This window comes from Terrilactibacillus tamarindi, from assembly GCF_009718825.1.
GTDB classification, from domain to species: Bacteria; Bacillota; Bacilli; order Bacillales; family Sporolactobacillaceae; genus Terrilactibacillus; species Terrilactibacillus tamarindi.
On the sequence record NZ_WNHB01000012.1, the window covers coordinates 1 to 22542 of the forward strand.

The window sequence follows — 22542 nt, forward strand, 5'->3', positions numbered from 1 at the left end:
TTTAACTTCTCTGATTGATAAATTGATATGCATAGTTGATAGACTCGTGCTGGTAGTTATAAAGTGAGTCTTGAGGTCGATAGATTAAGATTATGTCAATAAATTTAATCGATAGAGACTACTCGGATGAAGCCTTATCGAGATCTTAGTTTGATCGGATTCATCATATCAATTAGGTTATTAAATTTATTAAAGCGGGTAAAACTGAGTAAGACGATCTTAAGATTCTACAAAACCTTGAACAGACTGTCTGACTTTTGATTTTGTCACCCTTTTACAATATAATGAAATGGTATGAGTTAAAAAGCGTGAAGGTGAATATCTCTAAAAAGATGAACACAAATGAATTTGTAGATTTTTTTAAAATAGATCGGGTGATATGAATGAAAAGAGCAAGATTAATTTATAATCCGACGTCAGGTCGTGAAATCGTAAAAAAAAATATTCCTTACATATTAGAGCGTTTAGAGAATGCAGGATATGAAACATCTGCATACGCTACAAAAGGTGAAAATGATGCGACGCGTGAAGCTCGTCGAACAGTTGAGCGTCAATTTGATTTGGTCATTGCAGCTGGTGGAGATGGTACGATTAACGAAGTCGTCAATGGTCTCGCTGAACAACCTTATCGCCCCAAGCTAGGCATTTTACCCGTGGGTACAACGAATGACTTTGCTCGGGCTATTAACATTCCACGTACCATTGCTGGAGCTTGTGATGTGTTGTGCGAGGGAGATGTTATTCCTCTCGATGTCGGAAAAGTGAATGATCGGTATTTTATTAATATCGCAGGTGGCGGTAAGCTAACGGAACTCACTTATGACGTACCAAGTAAATTAAAAACGATGCTTGGACAGCTGGCTTACTATTTAAAGGGCATTGAGATGTTGCCTTCATTGCGGCCAACGAATGTCCGTATTCAATATGATGACCGTGTTTTTGAAGGCGATATAATGATGTTTCTTGTATCCAATACCAATTCTGTCGGCGGTTTTGAAAAAATTGCTCCTCAAGCTTCAGTGCATGACGGTTTATTTGATTTAATCATACTTAAGAAAACGAATCTCGCGGAGTTCATACGTCTAGCGACTCTAGCTCTTCGGGGCGAACATATGCGTGATCCGAAAGTCATCTATGCTCAAGCTAAGCGAATTCATATCTATACCGATGAAAAAATGCAAATCAATTTAGACGGCGAGTACGGCGGCGACTTACCAGGAGAATTTGTTAATTTATCGCATCATCTCGAATTGATCGTTCCCAAAGATATGGCTAGTCAGCAATTAAACGATTCCGAGCAGGTTGAAGAATTAGAAAGCCCAGAGGATTAATTAAAAGATTTTACTTTAAGAAAGACAAGTACGCATACAGACAGCGTGCTTTCTTTTTATTTATTGTATTGAAAAAGGTGGAATAAGATGAAGTCAGGCATTCCAGTAGAAAAAAATCAAGAAGTAGATGTGACTTTTACAGACTTAACCCATGAAGGAGCAGGAATTGCTAAAGTTGAAGGGTATACATTATTTGTCCCAGGAGCTCTTCCAGGAGAAAAAGGGATCGTAAAAATTGTTAAAACAAAAAAAGGTTACGGCTATGCGAAATTAATCGAAATAAAAGAAAAAAGTCCAGATCGAGTGGATCCTCCGTGTTACATATATGATCAATGCGGAGGATGCCAGCTCCAACATCTGAGCTACAAAGGTCAATTAATATATAAAAAACAAGTCGTTCAAGATGTTTTAACACGAATAGGTGGCATAAAAGATGCCACGGTCCATGATACATTAGGAATGGAAGACCCATGGACTTACCGTAATAAAGTGCAAGTACCCGTTGCCTCACAAAATGGTGAACTTATTGCTGGATTTTTTCGAAAAAGAAGCCATGATATTGTTGAAATGGATAAATGTATTATTACCGAAGAAACGATAGATGAGGTCATCCAAGAAGTCAAAAGGATCGCCAAAACATGCGGTATTACTCCATACGCTGAACAAAAACATCGCGGAACACTAAGGCATATCATGGCTCGGATTGGCGTTAATACGGGTGAAGTGATGGTCGTGCTTGTCACAAGAACAAAAGATCTACCTTTCCGTAAATCATTAATAAAAGGGATTACCGAAGCTTTTCCTCAAGTCAAATCGATCGTTCAAAATGTAAATACGAAACGAACAAATGCGATTTTTGGTAATGAAACTCAAGTCCTATGGGGAAGAGACGTGATCTACGATACGATCGGCGACGTGAAGTTTGCAATATCAGCACGTTCTTTCTATCAAATCAACCCAAGTCAAACAAAGGTCCTCTATGACAAGGTGCTTGAGTATGCTAAGCTCTCAGGAACTGAATCTGTCATTGATGCCTATTGCGGCATTGGTACCATTTCATTATTCCTCGCTCAAAAAGCAGGACATGTTTATGGGGTTGAAATTGTTCCTGAAGCGATAGAAGATGCAAAGAAGAATGCGGAATTAAATCAAATAACAAATGCCACTTTTGAAGCAGGACAAGCAGAAAAAGTCATCCCAGCATGGTATAATCAAGGGATAAAAGCAGATGTCATCGTCGTCGATCCTCCGCGAAAAGGCTGCGATGAAGCCCTTCTTCAAACCATGATCGACATGAAACCGAAACGAATTGTGTATGTGTCTTGTAATCCAGCGACATTGGCGAGGGATTTAAAAGTGTTAGAAGCAGGTGGATTTAGGACAGTTGAAGTGCAGCCGGTGGACATGTTTCCGCAGACGATGCACGTTGAGGTAGTATCGCAGATTATTTTAAAAGAAGAAGCAGGTTCCCGGTAAGGGAAAAACCTGCTTCTATTCAAATGTTGGGGCGGCAAATCGATAATGAATTATTGGTGTGCCGTCCTCTTTTACTTCAATTCGGTTAATTAACCGATGTAAAATTTCAGGAGTTAAATCATCAAAGTTTAAAAAGTGAAGAAGCTCTTCTTTTAGCTTGTCGTTATTATCCATGACTTGCTCACTTTCAAGCATCGTGATCATTTCATTTTTCTTTTCACTAAGCTGAGCGAGTTCGTTATTATTATCTTCCACCATATCTAAATACTTATCTTGATTGATTTTCTCATCGGCGAGCATATTGATGAATTTCCTTTTTCGCACTTTTAGAACATCCATTTGCTTGTTGAGCTTATCAAGTTTTTGTTGAATATCCTTCTTTGATTTCTTCGACTTTGTCTCTAGTTCTTTCAGAAATTGTTCTTTATCAATTTCTTGAACAAGTTTTTGAATATCATACAAGATTGTCTCTTTGAGAAAGTCTTCTTTAATCGTATGGGCGGTACAAGCTTTTTTGCCATGACGAGCATAATTTCCACAAATGTAACCATTAGGTCTATTACTCCGGAACCACATTCCCTTCCCACAATCAGCGCAAAACAGAATGTTTGTGAACAAGTGAAGCTTAGGAGCTGTAATGAATTTCTTTCTTTGTTTCATCAACCTTTGCACATCTTCTAACATATCTCTTGGAATAATGGCATCATGCTTATCTCGAAAGATAAACTGTTCCTTTTCAGATTGTTTTTTCCGCTTTTTGCTCGGTAATGCTCTAGGAATGATTTCATCCAGTCTATATTTGTCTTCTTTTTCTTGTCCTCCACTCTTGGAGTCCTCTTTTCCTGTTAAAAATGAATGCTCTTGGCCTCAAGCGATAATCATCTTACTTTTAAGAAATTAATATTCTTATAGGTCTAAGGAACTATTTTTGCTATGGTAAAATAAATAAGACACAAAATAAGATTTTCCAAGAAAGCACATATCTTATTTCATAAAAGAGGTAGTATAATTAGACTGGAAATTATTTAGGAGGAAAATCATCATGATTACAGGTGAAATTAAAAATAAAATCGATGGGATTTGGACAACGCTTTGGACAGAGGGCAATACAAATCCATTAACAAATATTGAGCAATTAACTTATTTGCTGTTCATTAAAGGATTAGATGAAAGCGAATTGCGTAAAGAAAAGGATGCGGCTTTTTTAGGCTTAGAACATACAGGTGTTTTCTCTGAAATGCCAGCTGATTTTACGGAAATACAAAAAGAACATTGGCCAAAAATGCGATGGACTCAATTTAAACAACTTCCTGCTGAAGAGATGCATCAAGTGATGATTACTACTATCTTCCCATTTATTAAAACATTAGGAGGTAAAGAAGATTCTGCATTCTCTAAATATATGAAAGATGCTTCGTTCATGATTAATAAACCAGCAACACTGCAAAAGGTTGTCACAGCACTTGATAGTATTCCAATGGAAGATCGTGATACACAAGGAGACATCTACGAGTATTTATTATCAAAGTTACAAACGTCCGGTACAAACGGTCAGTTTAGAACACCGCGCCACATTATCAATATGATTGTCGAGTTGATGAAACCAACACCTGAAGATACAATTATTGACCCTGCAATGGGATCAGCGGGTTTCTTAGTATCAGCAAGTGAATACTTACGTAAGAACCATAGTAATTTATTTCTTGTAGAGGGATTAAAGAATCATTTCCACAAAGAAATGTTCTATGGAAATGATATGGATACAACGATGTTACGAATTGGTGCAATGAATATGATGCTACATGGTGTAGATGCGCCAAACATTGAATATCGAGATTCTTTATCGGAAGACAACATAGAGGCGGAGAATTATACATTAGTATTAGCCAATCCGCCATTTAAAGGTTCATTAGACTATGAATCTGTATCAAATGACTTATTAAAAATCGCTAAAACAAAGAAAACGGAGTTGCTGTTTTTATCCTTATTCTTGCGTATCCTAAAACCGGGTGGACGAGCAGCAGTTATTGTACCGGATGGCGTTTTATTTGGTAGCTCTAATGCTCATAAAGCCATACGGAAAGAAATCATTGATAACAATAAGTTAGATGCGATTATCTCCATGCCAAGTGGAGTCTTTAAACCATATGCAGGGGTATCAACGGGAATTATGATTTTTACGAAAACAGGCACAGGTGGTACAGACAAAGTATGGTTCTATGATATGAAAGCAGATGGGTATTCACTAGATGATAAAAGGTCACCAATTGAAGAAAATGATATTGCTGATATTATTGAACGTTTTAGCAATTTATCAAGCGAAAAAGAACGCAAACGGACAGAACAATCATTCTTTGTACCAGTTGATAAAATTCGGGAGCAAGGGTATGATTTGTCGATTAATAAGTATAAAGAGGTTGAGTATGAGGAAGTGGAGTTTGCTTCAACGATAGAAATAATTGGAAAAATTGAGAGTCTTGAATTAGAGATTATTAAAGGAATTAATGAGCTGAAAGATATGTTGAAAGCTGGTGACATATAGAATGGAATTTAAATGTATAGGTGATATTGCATCATTTGTTAATGGATTTGCTTTTAAACCAGAACAATGGGAAACTGTAGGTTTGCCAATTATACGTATACAAAATCTTACAAGTTCTACCAGTGAGTTTAACTATTATAATGGAAAAATTGATGATAAATATATTGTTAATAAAGGTGACATTTTAATAGCATGGTCTGCAAGTTTAGGGGTTCACGAATGGAATGAAGATAAGGCTCTATTAAATCAACATATTTTTAAAGTGGTGTTTAACAAAGTTGAAGTAAATAAAAGTTACTTTAAATATATGGTATCACATGCTTTAACAATGGCTACGAAATATCTTCATGGATCTACAATGAAACATTTGACTAAAAAGTATTTTGACAATATTCAAATTCCATTTCCTTCATTAAGAATACAAGAACACATAGGAAAGGTTTTAGATAACGTAAATAATTTAGTTAACAAGCGAAGATCTCAAATCGCTGCATTAGATGAATTAACACAAAGTGTGTTTTTGGAAATGTTTGGAAATCCTAAATCTCAAAATACTAAATTTGCCAAGAAATCACTTGGTGATTTTGGTGAAGTAATTACTGGTAATACACCATCACGTAAAGTTAAAGAATATTATGGTGACCATATTGAATGGATTAAATCAGATAATATTAATACCCCTTATCATTTTTTGACTACAGCAGAAGAATATTTGTCCGAAAAAGGTATGGAAAAAGGGCGTATAGCACCTAAAAACTCAATTTTGATTACTTGTATAGCTGGTTCGAAAAGTTGTATAGGGAATGCTGCAATTGCAGATAGAAAAGTAGCTTTTAATCAACAAATTAATGCGATTATACCAAGAGGAAATCCTTTCTTCTTATATACGCAATTTTTAGTAGGAAAAGAATTAGTTCAGTCGGCATCTACTAATGGAATGAAGGGGCTTGTTAGTAAGGGATCCTTTCAAAAAATTGAGTTTATTTCCCCTCCAAACGAATTGCAAGATGAATTTGGGAATAAATTTTTAGTTATTCAAAATCAAAAACAACAATTATTAACTTCTCTTCAGAAAATGGAAGAGTTATATAATTCACTTTTACAAAAGTCCTTCAAAGGTGAGTTATTCCAAGATTAAGAGGTTGAAAGAGTGTATTCTCGTAAAGGAGATGATATGATGTCGAATTTTGGATTTTTGCAGGAGAAGAAAACGTTTAGTAGCTTTGCGAATGCTTGTGTTGAAGCGGAGAAAGCGATGCAAGTTAGTCCAGCAACGTGTGCGATTTTATCGCGCCGTGCGCTGGAGTTAGCTGTGAAATGGGTTTATCAGTTCGATCAGGATGTGAAAATTCCGTATCAAGATAATTTATCAAGCTTGATTCATGATCGACATTTCCTAGCCATTATAGATGAAGAATTGTTGCCAATGTTGAAATACATTGTAAAGTTAGGCAATGCAGCTGTTCATACAAATGTCGCAATTACACGAGATGAAGCGGTTTTGTCGTTACATAATTTACACCAATTTATTTCGTGGATTGATTATTGTTATGCAGAGGAATATACAGCACCAGAATTTAATGAATCTCTTCTTTATACATCAGAGTATAAGCGTGAACGACCGGAAGAACTTCATGATTTATATGAAAAGCTAAGTGCCAAAGACCAGAGTCTGGACGAGTTGCGTAGGCAAAACGAAGAACTACGTAAGCAGTTAACAGCGAACCGAGTTATTCAACAGGAAGAGTATCAGTTCCAAGTCGATGAAATATCAGAGTTTGAAACACGTAAACGTTATATTGACTTAGACTTGAAATTAGCAGGTTGGGAAATTGGGGAAAATGTGCTTGAGGAATATCCAGTGCAAGGAATGCCAAATAACACGGGGGAAGGTTTTGTTGACTATGTGTTACTTGGGACAAACGGTAAAGTGTTAGCAGTAGTAGAAGCAAAACGTACTTCAAGAGATGCAAAAGTCGGTCGTCAGCAAGCTAAGTTGTATGCAGACTGCATCGAACTAGCGCAGCAAATTCGACCAGTTATATACTATACAAATGGCTTTGAAACGCATATTTGGCACGATGAATATCCTGCTCGCAGTACATCAGGATTTTATACACAAGATGAATTACAACTTATCATTGATCGCCGAACGTTGAAGAAACCATTAGTCAATATTGAAATTAATGATGGCATTACAAATCGTTATTATCAAAAGGAAGCTATTCTAGCTGTTTGTGATGCGTTCAGTCATAACGGGCGTAAAGCATTACTCGTCATGGCAACAGGAAGTGGGAAAACTCGTACTGCCATTTCATTAGTGGATGTATTAACGAGACATCATTGGATTAAAAATGTTTTATTTTTAGCGGATCGAAAGTCACTTGTTAAGCAAGCATTCCGTAACTTTAACACGCTTTTACCAAATTTGTCTTTAAGTAATATGCTTGAGAAAAAGTCGAACCCAGAGGATGCGAGGATGGTCTTTTCGACGTATCCAACGATGATGAACTCAATTGATGAAGTGAAAAGTAAAGATGGCAACCGTTTATTTACGGTCGGTCATTTCGATTTAATCATTATCGATGAATCCCACCGTTCGATTTATCAAAAGTATAAAAGCATTTTTGACTATTTTGATGGGATGCTTGTTGGGTTAACCGCAACACCAAAGGATGAACTGGATAAAAATACGTATACGATTTTTGATTTAGAAAACGGCGTACCTACTTTTGCCTATGAGCTGACAAAAGCAGTAGAAGACGAGTATTTAGTTGATTATCGAACACGTGAGACAACATTGAAGATTTTAGATGATGGGATTCGCTATGATGATCTATCAAAAGAAGAACAAGAAGAATTTGAGGAAATTTTTGAAGATGAGCCACTGGTAAAAGATATCGACAGTGCTGCGATAAATCAATTTGTCTTTAATAAAAATACAATTGACCACGTTTTGCAAGATGTTATGGAACATGGCATTAAGGTAGAAGGTGGGGATAAACTAGGAAAGACAATTATCTTTGCGAAAAATCATAAGCACGCCTTAGCCATTAAAGAGCGTTTCGATTTGAAATTCCCTGAGTACGGTGGTAGCTTTGCAGAAGTTATTGATTATAGCGTGGAATATTACCAAACGTTAATTGATGACTTTTCAGATAAAAATAAAATGCCACAAATTGCGATTTCGGTTGATATGCTTGATACAGGAATTGATGTACCAGAAGTTGTGAATCTCGTTTTCTTCAAAAAGGTCCGCTCTAAAACGAAATTCTGGCAAATGATTGGTCGCGGAACACGTTTAGGTGAGGATTTATTTGGTCCGGGAATGGATAAAGAGTATTTCTTGATTTTTGATTATTTGCGAAACTTCGAGTACTTTCGTGCCAATGAAAAAGGAGAAGAATCGAAAGTTACACAAACACTTACTGAAAAGTTGTTTAACTCAAAGGTTGATATTGTTCGTGAGTTGCAAGATGTTCAGTATCAAGTACAGCCCTATTCTGAATACCGTCAACAGCTAATAAAAGAAATTTTGGCTGATATACGCGCTTTAAACGTTGAAAACTTCCGGGTGCGTCAATATTTGCAATACGTGCATAAGTATCAAAACGCAGACAACTGGCAAGCATTATCCGTTGTTCAGACTAACGAAGTAAAAGAAAATATTTCACCGTTAATAGCACCAATTGATGATGATGAATTAGCTAAGCGTTTTGACTTATTAATGTTAACAATAGAATTGGCACAATTGCAATCAAACAATGCAACTAAATCTATTCGTCGAGTTGTTGATACAGCAGAGGCACTTTCTAAATTAGGGACAATTCCGGCAGTAGAAGCACAAAAAGAAATCATAGATGATGTGCGAACAAGTGAGTTTTGGCAAGAAGCATCGATAGCAGATTTGGAAAAAGTACGTGAGGCCTTGCGTGATTTAATTCGCTATATTGAGCGTACCCAACAGAAAATTTATTACACTGATTTTAAAGATGAAGTAATGGAAGTAAGAGAAAACGAGTCGATTTTAAATGTAAATGATCTTCAAAGCTATCGTAAAAAGGTCGAACATTATTTAAAAGAACATCAACATGAAGACACATTAGCAATCTATAAACTTCGTAATAATAAGCCATTAACTAAACAAGATATTGAGTACTTAGAGCAGATTCTATGGAATGAACTAGGCTCTAAAGAACAGTATGAAAAAGATTTTGGTGATACACCAATAACAAAACTTGTTCGGAAAATTGTTGGATTAGACCGAAAAGCAGCTGTTGAAGCATTCTCTATATTCTTATCAGAAGAAAACTTAAATCTACAACAAACACAATTTGTCGAGTTAATTATTGATTATGTAGTGAAAAACGGAACTCTTGAGCGCCAAGCATTACAACAGGATCCTTTTACAACATTAGGTGGAATAACAGTCGTGTTCAAAGACCAACTGCCAAAAGCAAAAGGGATTTTAGATATTATTGATATGATTAATCGTAATGCAGAGGGGATTTCTTGAGTAGTAACCCAAGCTGACAGCTACAACAGAAAACCCAATCTATAGTTACCTTTTTTAAGACACCTTTGATATGTTTATTAGGGTGTTTATTTTTATCTTAGAAAACAAAACTTCTTGCATAAAGCAACACTCTAAATTAAAAATCATTCTGGAAGGATGAAGCACATTATGAGAGACCCCAATAGAATTAAGAGAATATTAACCCTGCTCCAGAAGATATGGGAACACCAAGCCGATGTGAGGTTTAATCAATTAATTTCAAACTTACAAAGTCTCTATTCTCAAGAAAATAACAGTTTTGGTCGTAGAGAAGTATATACTAAAAACTTTATTGACCTAGAGAAAACATCTTACCTAGACTTTTTCTACCTTGAGGATGATAAGTGGGAGGAATTTCTGACCTCATATTGGTCAAGTATTGAACAAGAATTAATGCTACGAAGAGAGGAAATTAATGTGGATAAGATTGAAGAAGTAATAAGGCTCTTCATTGAAGCAGGGATTGAGAGTGAACAGATTACGATTCCCTTTAAAGAAAACCTAAAAGCGTTTTTTGTTCAAGAAAGTAGATGGTTAACGGTTGAAGCAATAGTAAATCTGGTTCGAAACTTTTCACAAAATGAGAGAAGAGAACTTTTTGTAAAGGTAAAGTGTTATATCTGATTTGTAATAAGGTAATGAATTGAATTTTACAAAATAAAAAACAGAAGGAGTATTTTTATCTCCTTCTATTTTTTGACATACAGATTGCACTAACATTTAAATGATTGCCAATCGACATTAATAATAAACAGGTGTCTTTATTATTTTTTTTCACAGCAATACAAAGTAGAGATAAAAAATGTTTTTAGGTCTTCATTCGACAATTTTTGGTAAAATATATTTATAATAACAGATGAAATGAAGGATAGTCAACATTAGATACACATAAATTTGGTTAATCTTTTGTAATCATGTTTGAATCATACCTTTATAAAAATGATACTAGTTATTTTAATGTAAATTAAGAGATTAGATAAAGTGACAAAAATCCTAATTTAAGGAGATGAAAGTAATGTCGGAGATAACTGAATTAGATCTTTTGGATCTTAAAGAGCCAGAGTACGATTATCAAGTAACAAATTATCAGTTAATTATGGGCGCAGTAATACCCCCTATCGAGAAGTTAAGATCACTTTCTGATAAGCAATTTGAAGATTGTATCAACGAATGGGCAATTGGCTATCTAAGAAAGAAATATAATAAAGTCTATAAGTGTGGTGGGGCTGGTGATATGGGAAGGGATGTTATTGGATATTATAATTATGGTGAAGATAAGGAGAAGCTCATTTGGGATAACTACCAATGCAAACATTATAAAAGTCCACTTGGGGCTGCAGACATTTGGATTGAGATAGGAAAGTTATGCTATTTTACGTACGTTAAAAAATATACTCTTCCTAATAAATATTATTTTGTATGTCCTCAAAGCGTATCTCGTTCATTACATGATTTATTAAATGATAAAAAGGAACTAAAAAAACTATTTATAGAAAACTGGGATACGCATTGTAAATCTAAGATTACAAAAAGAAAAGTAATAGAACTAGATAGTTCATTATTAAAGCATATTAGTGAGTTAGATTTTAATATTTTTACTTATTTAGACCCTTATGAATTGATTGAGCAACATCGTCAAACACAATACTTTGCTTTTAGATTTGGTGGAGGTTTACATAAACCACGACCCAAATCACAATTACCACCCGAATCACTAGCTAAGAAGGAAATAGTTTATACAAAAAAGTTATTTGAGGCATATCAAGATAGTACTGGTGAAGATATTAAAACTGAAAGTGACTTGATAAATTATAGGAGTTTACATAAGCATTTTAAACGGCAAAGAATCCATTTTTATGAAGCTGAATCTCTAATGAGATTTGAAAGGGATACTATTCCCCCGAATATAAATGCATTTGAAGAACTTAAAGATGAGGTATACTATAGCGTCGTTGATACTTATGAGAACAATTTTAATGATGGATTTGAGAGAGTTAAAGCAGTTACTGATAAAGCAAGGGCTATATCAGTAACGAGTAGTAACCCGCTAAGCTCCGTATTAACAAAAAACGATCAACATGGTATATGCCATCATCTATCAAATGACGAGAGATTAGATTGGGTGAATATCGATGATAAGTAATAAGAGTATAATTAACAGTTCGTTAGAAGTAGGGTTACGATCTCTAATCATTTTAAATTCTATTGATCCAGAACGAATAGATATTGATAGATTAGTTATTTATGATTATTTAGTTCTCCATACAGAAGATGTGGAAAAAAGTTATAAAAGCCTACACCCCTCTACACCTCATAGAGCTGGCGAATTACTGGTTAGAAGGCAACTACTACAAGAAGGCATCAACTTAATGGAAAGTAAAGGATTATTGGACAGGCATTTTCTGGATAATGGAATATTTTATAGTGCTAATAATCTAACTGGACCTTTCATTAGTTACTTTGAAACTGAGTATGCTTCATTATTACATAAATATGCTGTATTTATAAAAGAAAAATTCCATCATTTTAATTTTAGTGATCTAAAAAATTATGTAATGAACAACTTAGACGAATGGGGAGGAGAGTTTGAAAACGAGTCTATTTTAAGGGGAGATATAGATTGAGTGGAATTATTATTAAGGAACTAAAAATTGTTGGAGAAAATAAAGACCCTGCCAGTGTGAAATTCAGTAAAGGGTTAAACATAATTTCTGGTCCATCAGATACTGGAAAGAGTTTTATATTTGAATGTATTAGCTTTATGCTGGGCTCTAGTCAAAAACCTAAGTTTTTTAAAGAAAGAGAGGGTTATACAAAAGCTTACTTAGAAATTGATACTAACAACACAATCTTTACTTTTGAAAGAATGTTAGATGGTGGTGATATTAAATTATATAATGGTGAGATTGAAGAAATATCCAAACTAATACCAATAACACTTAATGAGACACATCAGGCGGGAGAAGTTGATAATATTTCAGGTTTTTTATTAGACAAGTCTGGCTTTTTAATACCAAGTTGGATTAAGAAGAATCAACACAATAAGAAAGAATCATTAAGTTTCAGGCATTTAAAGAATTACATTACTGTTGACGAGGTAAGGGTAATAACTCAGGAATCTCCAATACATTCTGGACAATATATAGATGTTACTCTTGAAAAGTCAATATTTAAATTGCTGATAACTGGAGATGATGATAGTAACCTTGAGGAAAAAGACAAACCGGAAATAAAGAAAGCTAAAATAATGGCTAAACTTGATATGTTAGATGAATTAATAACTGATACAAAGGAGGAATTAAAGAAGAAAAATAATATCACTAATGTAGATACTGTAGAAAAGGAAATAGATAGCTTTAAAAATGTATTAGATAATATAAATGCTGAAATTGACGAATTAAATTCAAAGAGAAACAAATTGTGGTCACAGATCAAACAAAAAGAATCGGTCATAATTCACAGTAATGAATTAATAAAAAGATTTAATTTACTTGAAGAACAATATCAAGCTGATATTAGTCGCTTGGAATTTATAGAGGAAGGATCACATTACTTTTACCAATTAAATACAGTAATATGTCCTCAGTGTGGTCGCGATGTTAATAGTGACAAGTGTAAAGATAAATTTGAACCGATAGGCATTGAAAACTTACATGAATCTTGCGCTGCTGAAATAAATAAAATTCAACTAAATCTATTAGATTTAAAGATATCAAAGAATAACCTTACTCAAGATGTAATTGAATTAGAAAAAGAAATTGAATTGCTAAGACAAACTAAAGAAGAATTTGAGAAAACAATAGAAACGAACTTACAACCACGATCATTAAAAGTAAGAACAAAACTAGATTTATTATTAGAGAATTATCAAATTAAATTAGAAATTAATACACTAAAAAATAAATTAAATGATTTATTATCAAAATATGAAAACATAGAGAAATCTATGAAGAATACTAAAAAGGTTGAAAAAGAAAATCCTCTAGAAATTGAAGAAATAGTTAATGACTCTGAATTTACAAATTTCCTTTATAGTACTCTATCCAATTGGGGATTTGAAGATTTAAAAGAGAGTAGTGAATTGGTATTTAGAATACAAGGCAAGGAAAGAAAAATAGACTTTGAGATTACTGGCAAAGAGAGAAAAAGTTACGGTAAAGGATATCGAGGTTTAATCTATAGTGCTTTTGTAATTGGATTAATGAGATACTGTTTCCAAAAAAAATTAGCCCATCCCGGATTTATAGTAATTGACTCTCCGGTGACTACATTTAAAGATAAATTACAAAAAATAACCATTGAAAATGATGAAGCTATCCCTCTTGATAAACAAAATGCATTTTTTAATGATCTTGCTCAGAACTATAATAATAGACAGATAATAATCTTTGAAAATAAAGAACCTCTAGGCAATATAAAGGAACAAATAAATTATATAGAATTCACAAAAGATCGTAATCAAGGAAGGTATGGTTTCTTTAAGCCTTTAAATTAAAGCTATAATACACTTTTAACGATTTAAGAGACTATATTCCAATTGTGATAAAAAAACTATGCAGGAGCAAATTTATGAACGAGTTAATGACAGGAAAAAAATCACGTAGGAAACATTATTTGTTAATTGTCGCATTTATAATACCTATTATCTTAACAGCCCTAATTCTATATTTGATATTTGGTGATTTTGTCGCTGCCTTCCTAAAAATGTGGAATTTACGAGGTCATCCGAATAAAACTGCTGATGCAATGGCCTCTCTATCTTATATTGGCACAATATTAATTGCGTATTATGGATTGTTAACTACTGCACTCTTTAGCTACCTTGTTTGGAGAGTAAGTTTAGGTAGTTTTCAGATATCTAATGACTTGAAAAAGTTGGAGGAAAATCGAGATAAAGAAATTTACCGTGAACAGGCGTTAATCGTATATTATGATTTGCAAAGAGGTTTTGCATATCTACGTGATTTATATATAAGTAACGTATTAAAAAGTGAACATCCTAACCCTAAGAAATTGTTCTTTAGTAACGATTGGATTAAAAACGTGGCAAGTTTACGGAATGAACTTAGTAATGAAGATTTAAGTATAGTATATCAAATATATAATGATTTTTTTACAATACAAAGCCTGTTAGAGAATTTTCAAGAAGAAAGTTCCGAGGATATTAATGAATTATCCAAGGTTATAAATAATGTTCGCGAACTGTATTTTGCTGATTTTATACCGATGCAGGTATTGAATGAATTTAGTTCTCCAACTGCCGAAGACATAATAGACATAAACTATTTTATCGTATTACAAAAAATATACAGCCTAACTTTTTCTAATATACATTTGAAGAAAATTAAAACAGGAATTAATACATTCGATATATTAATTGATGGAGTTTTGTACTATACAGGCCGAAATGGAGATGTATTGAACGGTGAAGGTACCATATATAATAAAAATGGATATGAAAAAGCAAAGGGTCATTTTGTTGATGGGAAATTTGTAACTGGACAAGTCTATGGATATTTTGATTCAGTTAATAAACGGTATGCCATTACTTATCGAACTACTGGTTCGGAAAGAAAAATAGCTTATAAAGAGATAATTGACTTAAATAATACAGGGGAAATTGGCTATTTTTATAAGGGAGATGTGGACAATGGTGAAATAAAAAATGGGATAATAACTAAATTCCATTCTAACGGTTCTATAGCATTTCGAGGAAATATAGTAAACGGGGAAAGAGAAGGAAGTGGTACATCATACGACATAGATGGAAAGATATCCTTTAAAGGGGAATATAAAAGTAATCTTCGGTTTAGAGGAACATTATATAAAAATGGTAAGAAAAGTTTTGAAGGTAATTTCCAAGATGGTCGCCCTTGGAATGGCCAAGTATTTAATTACGTGTTTAATAACGAAAAAGTAAGAAAATTCACAGGTGAAATACTAAATGGAAAACCCTATAGTGGTTCAGGTTATCGATATAAGCGTAATGAACATGGGGAAGATTTAGACTATATTATATATCAGGAAAACTGGGAACCAGACGAAAGTGTCATTGAACAACAAGAAATAGATTTCCAAGATTATATAAATAAAAAAACAAGAGAGGAATATAATCATTGGGAAGACTATATAAAGACTGACTGGTTAGATGGTAATACAGCTGAGCGAGAGGATATTGAAGAAAATATTATTGTGTATTATAACGAGAGGGATCGAAAAAATTGATATCTAGTTAATGTTTATTTTTTACTAGTCCCTTTAGAATATTGTTTTATAGAATATGTATTAATAACATTAAATTACTTATCAAAAATCATTGGAATTAATTCTAGAAAAGTTCTAAATTAAAATTGTATTAAAAAATGACCTTTGAAGGATACTTAGAATCATTCAACAGTACAGGGAATTTTAATACATTAAGATGTAATACAGTTGTGTACTAATTTGAGGCAGATGAGATAGCAAAAAGGTTATACATTAATATTACAAAAGTTAAAGATATAATAAAAACATTTGAAGAAGATCTAAATAAGTAATATTAAAGAGGCCGTTAATAAATTGCAAACATTTTGCTAAACGTGATCTCATGAAAAATGGTAAATCCCCGATAAAGATGTTAAAGCCAAAACATCCAAGATGTTGATTTAACGCGCTTTTTTCACTTCTTGTATTACACACTCAAAGCCTACCGGCGGAATGATTGATGACACTCAACCCTATGATATAAAAGGGGTTTGAAGTGACTTTTTCACAAAATGCTAACATAATGAAAAAATTAGAGAAGCTTCTTATTAGTTATTACTATTGGGAAGCTTCTTTTTTTATTTCTTGTGTAACATGGAGATAAACTTTTTTTCGTGATTTGAACATGGGAATGTCCAATTCTGTCCATAGAATACATTATTAGTACATTCTATTTTGGAGGATTTTAACAAAATTTGTCGAAGTATGTTTATAGAAAAGCAAAATAACAGAGTATAAGTTAAACTGTAAAACTGAATTATATATTGTAAGAATGAAATAGTAGTGACATTATTGGAGGTGCAAAATGTCTAGTGAAATACTTTTACGAATAGACGCACAGATTTTTAATATAAACAAGGTTATTTGCCGTCACTTAGATAACCTTGGCACTTCACCAAGAGGCGTAGTTTCGCAGGACATCCTATCTCAATTGCGTAACTTTGTTGAGCATATAATGCTAAAGTTCTACGCCAACGGTCAAGATATAGAAAATAGCTATGTTAATATCTGCAAAGCAATTGACTTTGTTAAAGTAAGGGGCAATTTAAAAGTACTGTGGCGGTTTCATGATTACTTGCAAATTGTAGCATCACATTATACGCTTGACGAGGAAAACTCAGAGCGATTAATGCTAAAATATTATGAATACCTTTTAAAAATCAAAAACCTCATGCATGACAGATTTTCCTTTGATTTTCTTGGCAACCTTGACAAGTTTCCGCTGAATATGGATTCAAACTTGCAGGAGTACTATGAGAAGATTGCCACTAAGATAAAACGCTACAATGTGCAGAGCGTTGGAAAATCCGATAAATACTATATTCAAAAAGTTAAGCCGTTCTTTGTCGATCAACGTGTTTACTATGAGGTAACTTTTACACCCGCCAATGATTATGCGAGTAAATTTAACCGGGTTATCGCCTTTACAAGTTTGGAAATAACCGACAACTATGCTGTCAAGTTTGCCCTTGCCCACGACAGCATTGAAATCCTCGGCAAGACTATGCCTATCATTGTTATCGTAGGTTGGGAAGTCGCAATTCGAGATTGTGAGTTTAAGAATTTCACAAGTCTGATTAGAGGAACGGCGGTTACGACCGGATATGCCGAACAACAAGGAATCTCACTATTTTTAACATCAACTGGATTTAATCTTACGGAACTCGTGATTATCTGCGTGCCTGTCACCGCTCGAAATTTGGTGAATGTTGTCGAAATGCCAGGCACCTATATTAACAAATTCGTCAAGTGAATATGGGGATAATTTCTCCTGATAATGACGAACAAACTGAAATGGAAATCGGGCCAAACCGTTGTGCGGTAAGATAAAAACATTCAAATATCTATAGGAAGAAGGAAAATAAATGGAATTAACATTTATTTTGGTCATATTTGCTCTTGGGTTTATCGGTTCATTTTTATCAGGAATGCTGGGTGTTGGAGGATCAATTATTAAATACCCGATGTTGTTATATATTCCCCCATTGTTCGGACTAACAGCATTTACTGTCCATGAAGTTTCTGGAATTAGTGCCGTACAAGTATTATTTGCCTCAATTGCAGGGGTATGGGCGTACCGGAAAGGTGGATTTTTAAATAAAGAACTCATTATCTATATGGGTGGGTCTATATTAATTGGTAGTCTTATCGGTAGCTATGGATCAAGTTTATTATCAGAAGAAGTTGTTAATGTTGTATATGGGATTTTAGCTTTAATTGCTGCAATTATGATGTTTATTCCGAAAAAACAAGTAAATGATAAGCCGATAAGAACAAGTGACGTTTAATAAACCACTAGCAGTCATTTTAGCATTAATTGTAGGTATCGGTTCGGGGATTGTTGGAGCTGCCGGTGGATTTCTACTTGTACCGATTATGCTGACCGTCTTGCATATTCCAACAAGAATGACGATTGCCACAAGTTTAGCGGTGACATTCATATCCTCTATTGGAAGTAGTGCAGGTAAACTGATAACTGGGCAGGTTGATTATCTGCCAGCTATTATCATGATTATTGCAAGTCTTATAGCTGCCCCACTTGGAGCAAAAGCTGGTAAAACAATGAACACGAAAGTCTTACAGTTTATTCTAGCAATTATGATTGCTGGCACTGCCATTAAAATTTGGATGGATATTTTAATATAAATAGGTAATCAAATTCTTAGTATATAAAAGCAGGATTCGTTGGAAAAATATAAGAAAAAATTGTAAAAAAGGAGATGTGAACATATGAAAAGTATAACAACAGTAGAATTACAAGAGAAAATTATAAATGGAGAAAAGGTCAATATTATTGATGTCCGAGAAGATGCGGAAGTAGCTGAAGGTAAAATTCCTGGAGCCAAACATATTCCTTTAGGTGTTGTACCTAATTCTTTAGAGAAACTATATAAAAATGAACATTATTACATGGTGTGTCGTTCTGGTGGAAGAAGTACAGCCGCATGTGAATTTTTAATCAATCAAGGCTACGATGTTACTAATATGACTGGCGGTATGTTAGCTTGGAAAGGTGAAAAAGAATAGGAGGGTTTGAGATGGCCAAGAAAGTATTAATTGTTGGTGGAGTTGCGGGCGGGGCTTCTGTAGCAGCAAGGGTTAGACGATTAGATGAAAGTGCAGAGGTTATCATGTTTGAAAAAGGTCCTCATGTCTCTTTTTCAAACTGTTCTTTACCTTATCACTTGAGTGGAATTGTCGAAAACAGTGAAAGACTTGTTTTAATGAATCCTGAAGTCTTTAAAAATCGTTATAATATTGAAGCTAGAGTTAATCAAGAGGTTATTCAAATTAACGGTGATAAGAAAACAATTACTGTAAAAGATTTAGTTTCAGATAAAACATATGAAGAGAACTATGATAAATTAGTTCTTTCTCCTGGAGCCTCACCTATTCGACCAAACTTAGAAGGTATTAACAACTCTAATGTTTTTACAGTACGTAACGTAGTCGATATCGAGAATATTAATTCATATATTAAGCAAAAGGACATTAAGGATATTGCTGTCATTGGTGGTGGCTTTATCGGGGTAGAAGTAGCGGAAAACCTCAAGTTAGCGGACTATCATGTAACTTTAGTGGAGTTTGCTAATCAAATCATGACACCTTTTGATTATGATATGTCACAAATCCTTCATAAAGAAATGGTGGATCATGGTGTAGAGCTTGTTTTAAAAGATGGACTGGCTCGAATTGGTGATGGATATGTCACAACAAATTCCGGTAAGAAAATTGATGCACAGGCAGTTGTATTAGCTATTGGTGTAAGACTTGAAACTAGCTTGGCAGAAGCTGCTGGTCTTGAAATTGGTGAAACAGGTGCGATTAAAGTTGACCACAATTATTTAACAAGTGATAAAGATATTTATGCAGTTGGAGATGCTATTGAAGTGTACCACCGGTTGTTACACAAGCCTACAAGACTAGCATTAGCAGGGCCAGCTCAAAAACAGGCAAGAGCAGCTGCCGACCATATGTATGGCATTCCGAGTCGAAATATGGGTGTGATTGGTTCATCATCCATCCATTTATTTGATCTCAATGCAGCCTCCACTGGTTTAAATGTAAAACAAGCGAAACAAGCTGGCATTATGAACGATTACGTTTATTTAATGCCAGGAGATAAAGTGGGATTAATGCCAAATAGTAATCCAATGTATTTTAAATTAATCTATGAATATTCAACTGGTCGAATTTTAGGTGCTCAAGCAATCGGAAAAGGAAATGTGGATAAGCGTATTGATGTGATCGCAACGATGATTACGATGAATGGAACATTGGAAGACTTAAAAGATCTTGAATTGACTTACTCTCCAATGCTTGGAACGGCTAAAGATGTCGTAAACCATGCAGCATTAGTGAGTTTAAATCTACTACAAGGCAGATATAAAGAAGTAAAAGTTTCTCAAGTTCGAGAATTAGTAGAAAGCAATGCTTTCAATTATTGATGCTCGTGAAAAAGGTGAATATAATGCAGGTCATTTTAGAAATGCAGTCAATATTCCATTAAGTGAATTTAGACAAAGACTTGATGAAATCCCCAAAGACCAACCTGTATATATCCACTGTCGTTCAGGTCAAAGAAGTTATAATATGGTTATGGCATTACAAGGTTTTGGATATGAGAATGTATACAACATCTCTGGATCCTATTTGGGTGTAAACCTTTATGGATATTTTAATGATATAGTTACCAGTAGAGATAAAATTGTAACGGAATATAATTTTAAGTGATTTAGAATGGAGCGAGATTTAAGGTTCTCGCTTTTTTCTTTAAATTAAATGGAATTCTTGACATTATACCTATAGGGGTATAAAATGTTTGTGTAATCTATTTTAATAGGTGATAAAAATGGTAATCTATTTATTAGGAGTGGCTATTGTTTTCCTATGTATTGAATTATATAGAAGATACTTCCCTGTTAAGGGTATTTCTTGTAAAACAAACGTTGATGAGGGTAAGGATACAATTGTATTAGATATTAGAGATTACAACGATAAAGGTGTTTCAACAAAAGTTGCCATGCAAATCCCTTATGCTTACTTAAAGCGATATAGTAGTGAGATACCCTACAAATCGTTACATGTTGTTGCGGCCAACCGTATTGAACTGAATCTAGGTCTGAGATTTTTATTAAAAAAAGGGTACCATGTTAGCAGTTTCGAGATTTTGAATTGTCCTTGTATAGAAAAAGGAGGAGTAGTGAATGGAATATGATAAATCTGTAGTAAATCGTATAAAACGTATTGAGGGTCAAATCAAAGGTGTTTTAAATATGATTGAACAAAATAAAGATTGTCGTGAAGTTATTACTCAATTATCAGCCTCACGTTCTGCCATAGATCGTACAATTGGTTTAATTGTGAGCATGAATTTAGAACAATGTGTCCGTGAGAATATCGAAAAAGGAGAAGATACGAAAGTTCTTGTAAAGGAAGCAGTTGATTTATTAGTGAAAAGTAGATAAAAGGTTCAACAAATTCTCCTTTTATAAAAGAGTTGCTGACCTTTTTTCTTTTTAAATAAAAAAATACCCATATAGGTATACGATGAATGGAGAGGTAGAAATAGAATGGATATCATCCAATGGATCATTATTATATTTATAGCATTATTTGTAATCAATCGTTTTTTACCAACAAAGGGCATCACGAATATACCAGTCAAAGAAGTTAAAAATAAATTTAAGGACAAAAATGTACAATTTATTGATGTACGTACACCGGGAGAATATAAAGGAAATCATCGTCCCCAATTTAAAAATATTCCTCTCTCCAATTTACCTGGAAAATTAGATAATTTGGATAAGGATAAAGAGATCGTTGTTATTTGTCAAAGTGGAATGAGAAGTGCAAAAGCAGCGAATCTATTAAAAAAGCAAGGATTTGAAAAAATTTACAATGTAAAAGGCGGCATGAGTGCTTGGTACTAAGAAAGGATAATAAATAATGAGAAAACAGATATCACCAGAAGAAATAGCTAATCGTCTTCAGAATGGAGAAGAAGTATTCATTATTGATGTTCGTGAAACAGGGGAGGTATCTGGTGGTAAAATTCCAGGTGCCAAAAATATTCCTTTAGGGCAGATTGCTTTACGAAAAAGTGAGTTAGAAAAAGAAAAAAACTATGTAGTTGTTTGTCAATCTGGAAATCGAAGTAAAGCTGCTTGTGGAATACTGGGAGCATTAGGGTTCAAAGTCGAGGATATGATTGGAGGGATGAATGACTGGAAAGGTAAACTTGAATAAATGGGTAAGAAAAGGAGAGTTGAACATGTTTCATTATACAGTAGAAACAAAAAAATCGGTAGAAGATGCCATTCGTTCACTTGTTAAAGGAAGTTGCTACTGACATAGAAAGTCGCCTGTTTGCCTGTATTGATAAGAGCAAGTAG

Annotated in this window: 17 protein-coding genes and 2 pseudogenes; 18 read left to right on the plus strand and 1 reads right to left on the minus strand. The window is 33.9% G+C overall.

Annotated elements, in window-relative coordinates:
• Positions 1-383: 383 nt before the first annotated feature.
• Together GMB86_RS08470 and rlmD are read left to right on the plus strand one after the other, a co-directional pair.
• Positions 384-1331 (plus strand): diacylglycerol kinase, encoded by a 948-nt coding sequence (locus GMB86_RS08470; RefSeq protein ID WP_155218685.1) that lies wholly within the window; start codon positions 384-386, stop codon positions 1329-1331.
• A gap of 87 nt (positions 1332-1418) precedes the next feature.
• Positions 1419-2807 (plus strand): 23S rRNA (uracil(1939)-C(5))-methyltransferase RlmD, encoded by a 1389-nt coding sequence (gene rlmD / locus GMB86_RS08475; RefSeq protein ID WP_155218687.1) that lies wholly within the window; start codon positions 1419-1421, stop codon positions 2805-2807.
• A 15-nt stretch (positions 2808-2822) separates the two neighbouring features.
• Here the strand turns inward: rlmD and GMB86_RS08480 are convergent, their stop codons facing one another.
• On the minus strand, positions 2823-3467 hold the full coding sequence (locus GMB86_RS08480; protein ID WP_230459054.1) for a recombinase zinc beta ribbon domain-containing protein: 645 nt from the start codon (positions 3465-3467) through the stop codon (positions 2823-2825).
• Positions 3468-3849: 382 nt separating this feature from the next.
• Between GMB86_RS08480 and GMB86_RS08485 the strand changes: the two genes are divergently transcribed.
• The 16 genes and pseudogenes from GMB86_RS08485 to GMB86_RS08560 all read left to right on the plus strand — a co-directional run bounded on the left by GMB86_RS08485 (position 3850) and on the right by GMB86_RS08560 (position 22396).
• Positions 3850-5349 (plus strand): type I restriction-modification system subunit M, encoded by a 1500-nt coding sequence (locus GMB86_RS08485; protein ID WP_155218688.1) that lies wholly within the window; start codon positions 3850-3852, stop codon positions 5347-5349.
• Position 5350: 1 nt separating this feature from the next.
• Complete coding sequence (locus tag GMB86_RS08490) at positions 5351-6487, plus strand: restriction endonuclease subunit S (protein ID WP_155218690.1); 1137 nt, start codon at positions 5351-5353, stop codon at positions 6485-6487.
• Between the two features lie 36 nt (positions 6488-6523).
• Positions 6524-9865: a DEAD/DEAH box helicase family protein gene (locus GMB86_RS08495; protein ID WP_155218839.1), complete on the plus strand. Its 3342-nt coding sequence runs from the start codon at positions 6524-6526 to the stop codon at positions 9863-9865.
• Between the two features lie 156 nt (positions 9866-10021).
• Positions 10022-10528, plus strand: coding sequence for a hypothetical protein (locus GMB86_RS15490; RefSeq protein ID WP_230459055.1), 507 nt, complete (start codon positions 10022-10024; stop codon positions 10526-10528).
• 391 nt (positions 10529-10919) lie between these two features.
• Positions 10920-12047: an ABC-three component system protein gene (locus GMB86_RS08505; RefSeq protein WP_155218692.1), complete on the plus strand. Its 1128-nt coding sequence runs from the start codon at positions 10920-10922 to the stop codon at positions 12045-12047.
• Positions 12037-12528: an ABC-three component system middle component 2 gene (locus GMB86_RS08510; RefSeq protein ID WP_155218694.1), complete on the plus strand. Its 492-nt coding sequence runs from the start codon at positions 12037-12039 to the stop codon at positions 12526-12528. The genes GMB86_RS08505 and GMB86_RS08510 overlap by 11 nt, the downstream gene beginning before the upstream one ends.
• Complete coding sequence (locus tag GMB86_RS08515; RefSeq protein WP_155218696.1) at positions 12525-14399, plus strand: AAA family ATPase; 1875 nt, start codon at positions 12525-12527, stop codon at positions 14397-14399. Before GMB86_RS08510 ends, GMB86_RS08515 begins: the two co-directional genes overlap by 4 nt.
• Positions 14400-14473: 74 nt before the next feature.
• Entirely contained in the window at positions 14474-16129 is a 1656-nt protein-coding gene (locus tag GMB86_RS08520) for a toxin-antitoxin system YwqK family antitoxin (RefSeq protein ID WP_155218698.1), read from the plus strand.
• An 823-nt stretch (positions 16130-16952) separates the two neighbouring features.
• Entirely contained in the window at positions 16953-17900 is a 948-nt protein-coding gene (locus tag GMB86_RS08525; protein ID WP_196220168.1) for a hypothetical protein, read from the plus strand.
• A 112-nt stretch (positions 17901-18012) separates the two neighbouring features.
• A pseudogene (locus tag GMB86_RS08530) lies at positions 18013-18793 on the plus strand (sulfite exporter TauE/SafE family protein).
• A gap of 84 nt (positions 18794-18877) precedes the next feature.
• Complete coding sequence (locus GMB86_RS08535; RefSeq protein ID WP_155218700.1) at positions 18878-19174, plus strand: rhodanese-like domain-containing protein; 297 nt, start codon at positions 18878-18880, stop codon at positions 19172-19174.
• A gap of 11 nt (positions 19175-19185) precedes the next feature.
• Positions 19186-20881: pseudogene (locus tag GMB86_RS08540) on the plus strand (FAD-dependent oxidoreductase).
• 118 nt (positions 20882-20999) lie between these two features.
• The gene (locus GMB86_RS08545; protein ID WP_155218702.1) at positions 21000-21365 is read left to right on the plus strand and encodes a sulfurtransferase; all 366 of its coding nucleotides are present in this window, start codon (positions 21000-21002) and stop codon (positions 21363-21365) included.
• The gene (locus tag GMB86_RS08550) at positions 21355-21615 is read left to right on the plus strand and encodes a metal-sensitive transcriptional regulator (protein WP_155218704.1); all 261 of its coding nucleotides are present in this window, start codon (positions 21355-21357) and stop codon (positions 21613-21615) included. The genes GMB86_RS08545 and GMB86_RS08550 overlap by 11 nt, the downstream gene beginning before the upstream one ends.
• Positions 21616-21720: 105 nt before the next feature.
• Complete coding sequence (locus GMB86_RS08555) at positions 21721-22080, plus strand: rhodanese-like domain-containing protein (protein WP_155218706.1); 360 nt, start codon at positions 21721-21723, stop codon at positions 22078-22080.
• Between the two features lie 16 nt (positions 22081-22096).
• Complete coding sequence (locus GMB86_RS08560) at positions 22097-22396, plus strand: rhodanese-like domain-containing protein (protein WP_155218708.1); 300 nt, start codon at positions 22097-22099, stop codon at positions 22394-22396.
• Positions 22397-22542: the final 146 nt, after the last annotated feature.

Coding starts and splice junctions, on each gene's coding strand:
- GMB86_RS08470 (WP_155218685.1), top strand. CDS start 384: ATGAAAAGAGCAAGATTAATTTATAATCCGACGTCAGGTCGTGAAATC.
- rlmD (WP_155218687.1), top strand. CDS start 1,419: ATGAAGTCAGGCATTCCAGTAGAAAAAAATCAAGAAGTAGATGTGACT.
- GMB86_RS08480 (WP_230459054.1), bottom strand. CDS start 3,467: ATGAAACAAAGAAAGAAATTCATTACAGCTCCTAAGCTTCACTTGTTC.
- GMB86_RS08485 (WP_155218688.1), top strand. CDS start 3,850: ATGATTACAGGTGAAATTAAAAATAAAATCGATGGGATTTGGACAACG.
- GMB86_RS08490 (WP_155218690.1), top strand. CDS start 5,351: ATGGAATTTAAATGTATAGGTGATATTGCATCATTTGTTAATGGATTT.
- GMB86_RS08495 (WP_155218839.1), top strand. CDS start 6,524: ATGATGTCGAATTTTGGATTTTTGCAGGAGAAGAAAACGTTTAGTAGC.
- GMB86_RS15490 (WP_230459055.1), top strand. CDS start 10,022: ATGAAGCACATTATGAGAGACCCCAATAGAATTAAGAGAATATTAACC.
- GMB86_RS08505 (WP_155218692.1), top strand. CDS start 10,920: ATGTCGGAGATAACTGAATTAGATCTTTTGGATCTTAAAGAGCCAGAG.
- GMB86_RS08510 (WP_155218694.1), top strand. CDS start 12,037: ATGATAAGTAATAAGAGTATAATTAACAGTTCGTTAGAAGTAGGGTTA.
- GMB86_RS08520 (WP_155218698.1), top strand. CDS start 14,474: ATGAACGAGTTAATGACAGGAAAAAAATCACGTAGGAAACATTATTTG.
- GMB86_RS08525 (WP_196220168.1), top strand. CDS start 16,953: ATGTCTAGTGAAATACTTTTACGAATAGACGCACAGATTTTTAATATA.
- GMB86_RS08535 (WP_155218700.1), top strand. CDS start 18,878: ATGAAAAGTATAACAACAGTAGAATTACAAGAGAAAATTATAAATGGA.
- GMB86_RS08545 (WP_155218702.1), top strand. CDS start 21,000: ATGGTAATCTATTTATTAGGAGTGGCTATTGTTTTCCTATGTATTGAA.
- GMB86_RS08550 (WP_155218704.1), top strand. CDS start 21,355: ATGGAATATGATAAATCTGTAGTAAATCGTATAAAACGTATTGAGGGT.
- GMB86_RS08555 (WP_155218706.1), top strand. CDS start 21,721: ATGGATATCATCCAATGGATCATTATTATATTTATAGCATTATTTGTA.
- GMB86_RS08560 (WP_155218708.1), top strand. CDS start 22,097: ATGAGAAAACAGATATCACCAGAAGAAATAGCTAATCGTCTTCAGAAT.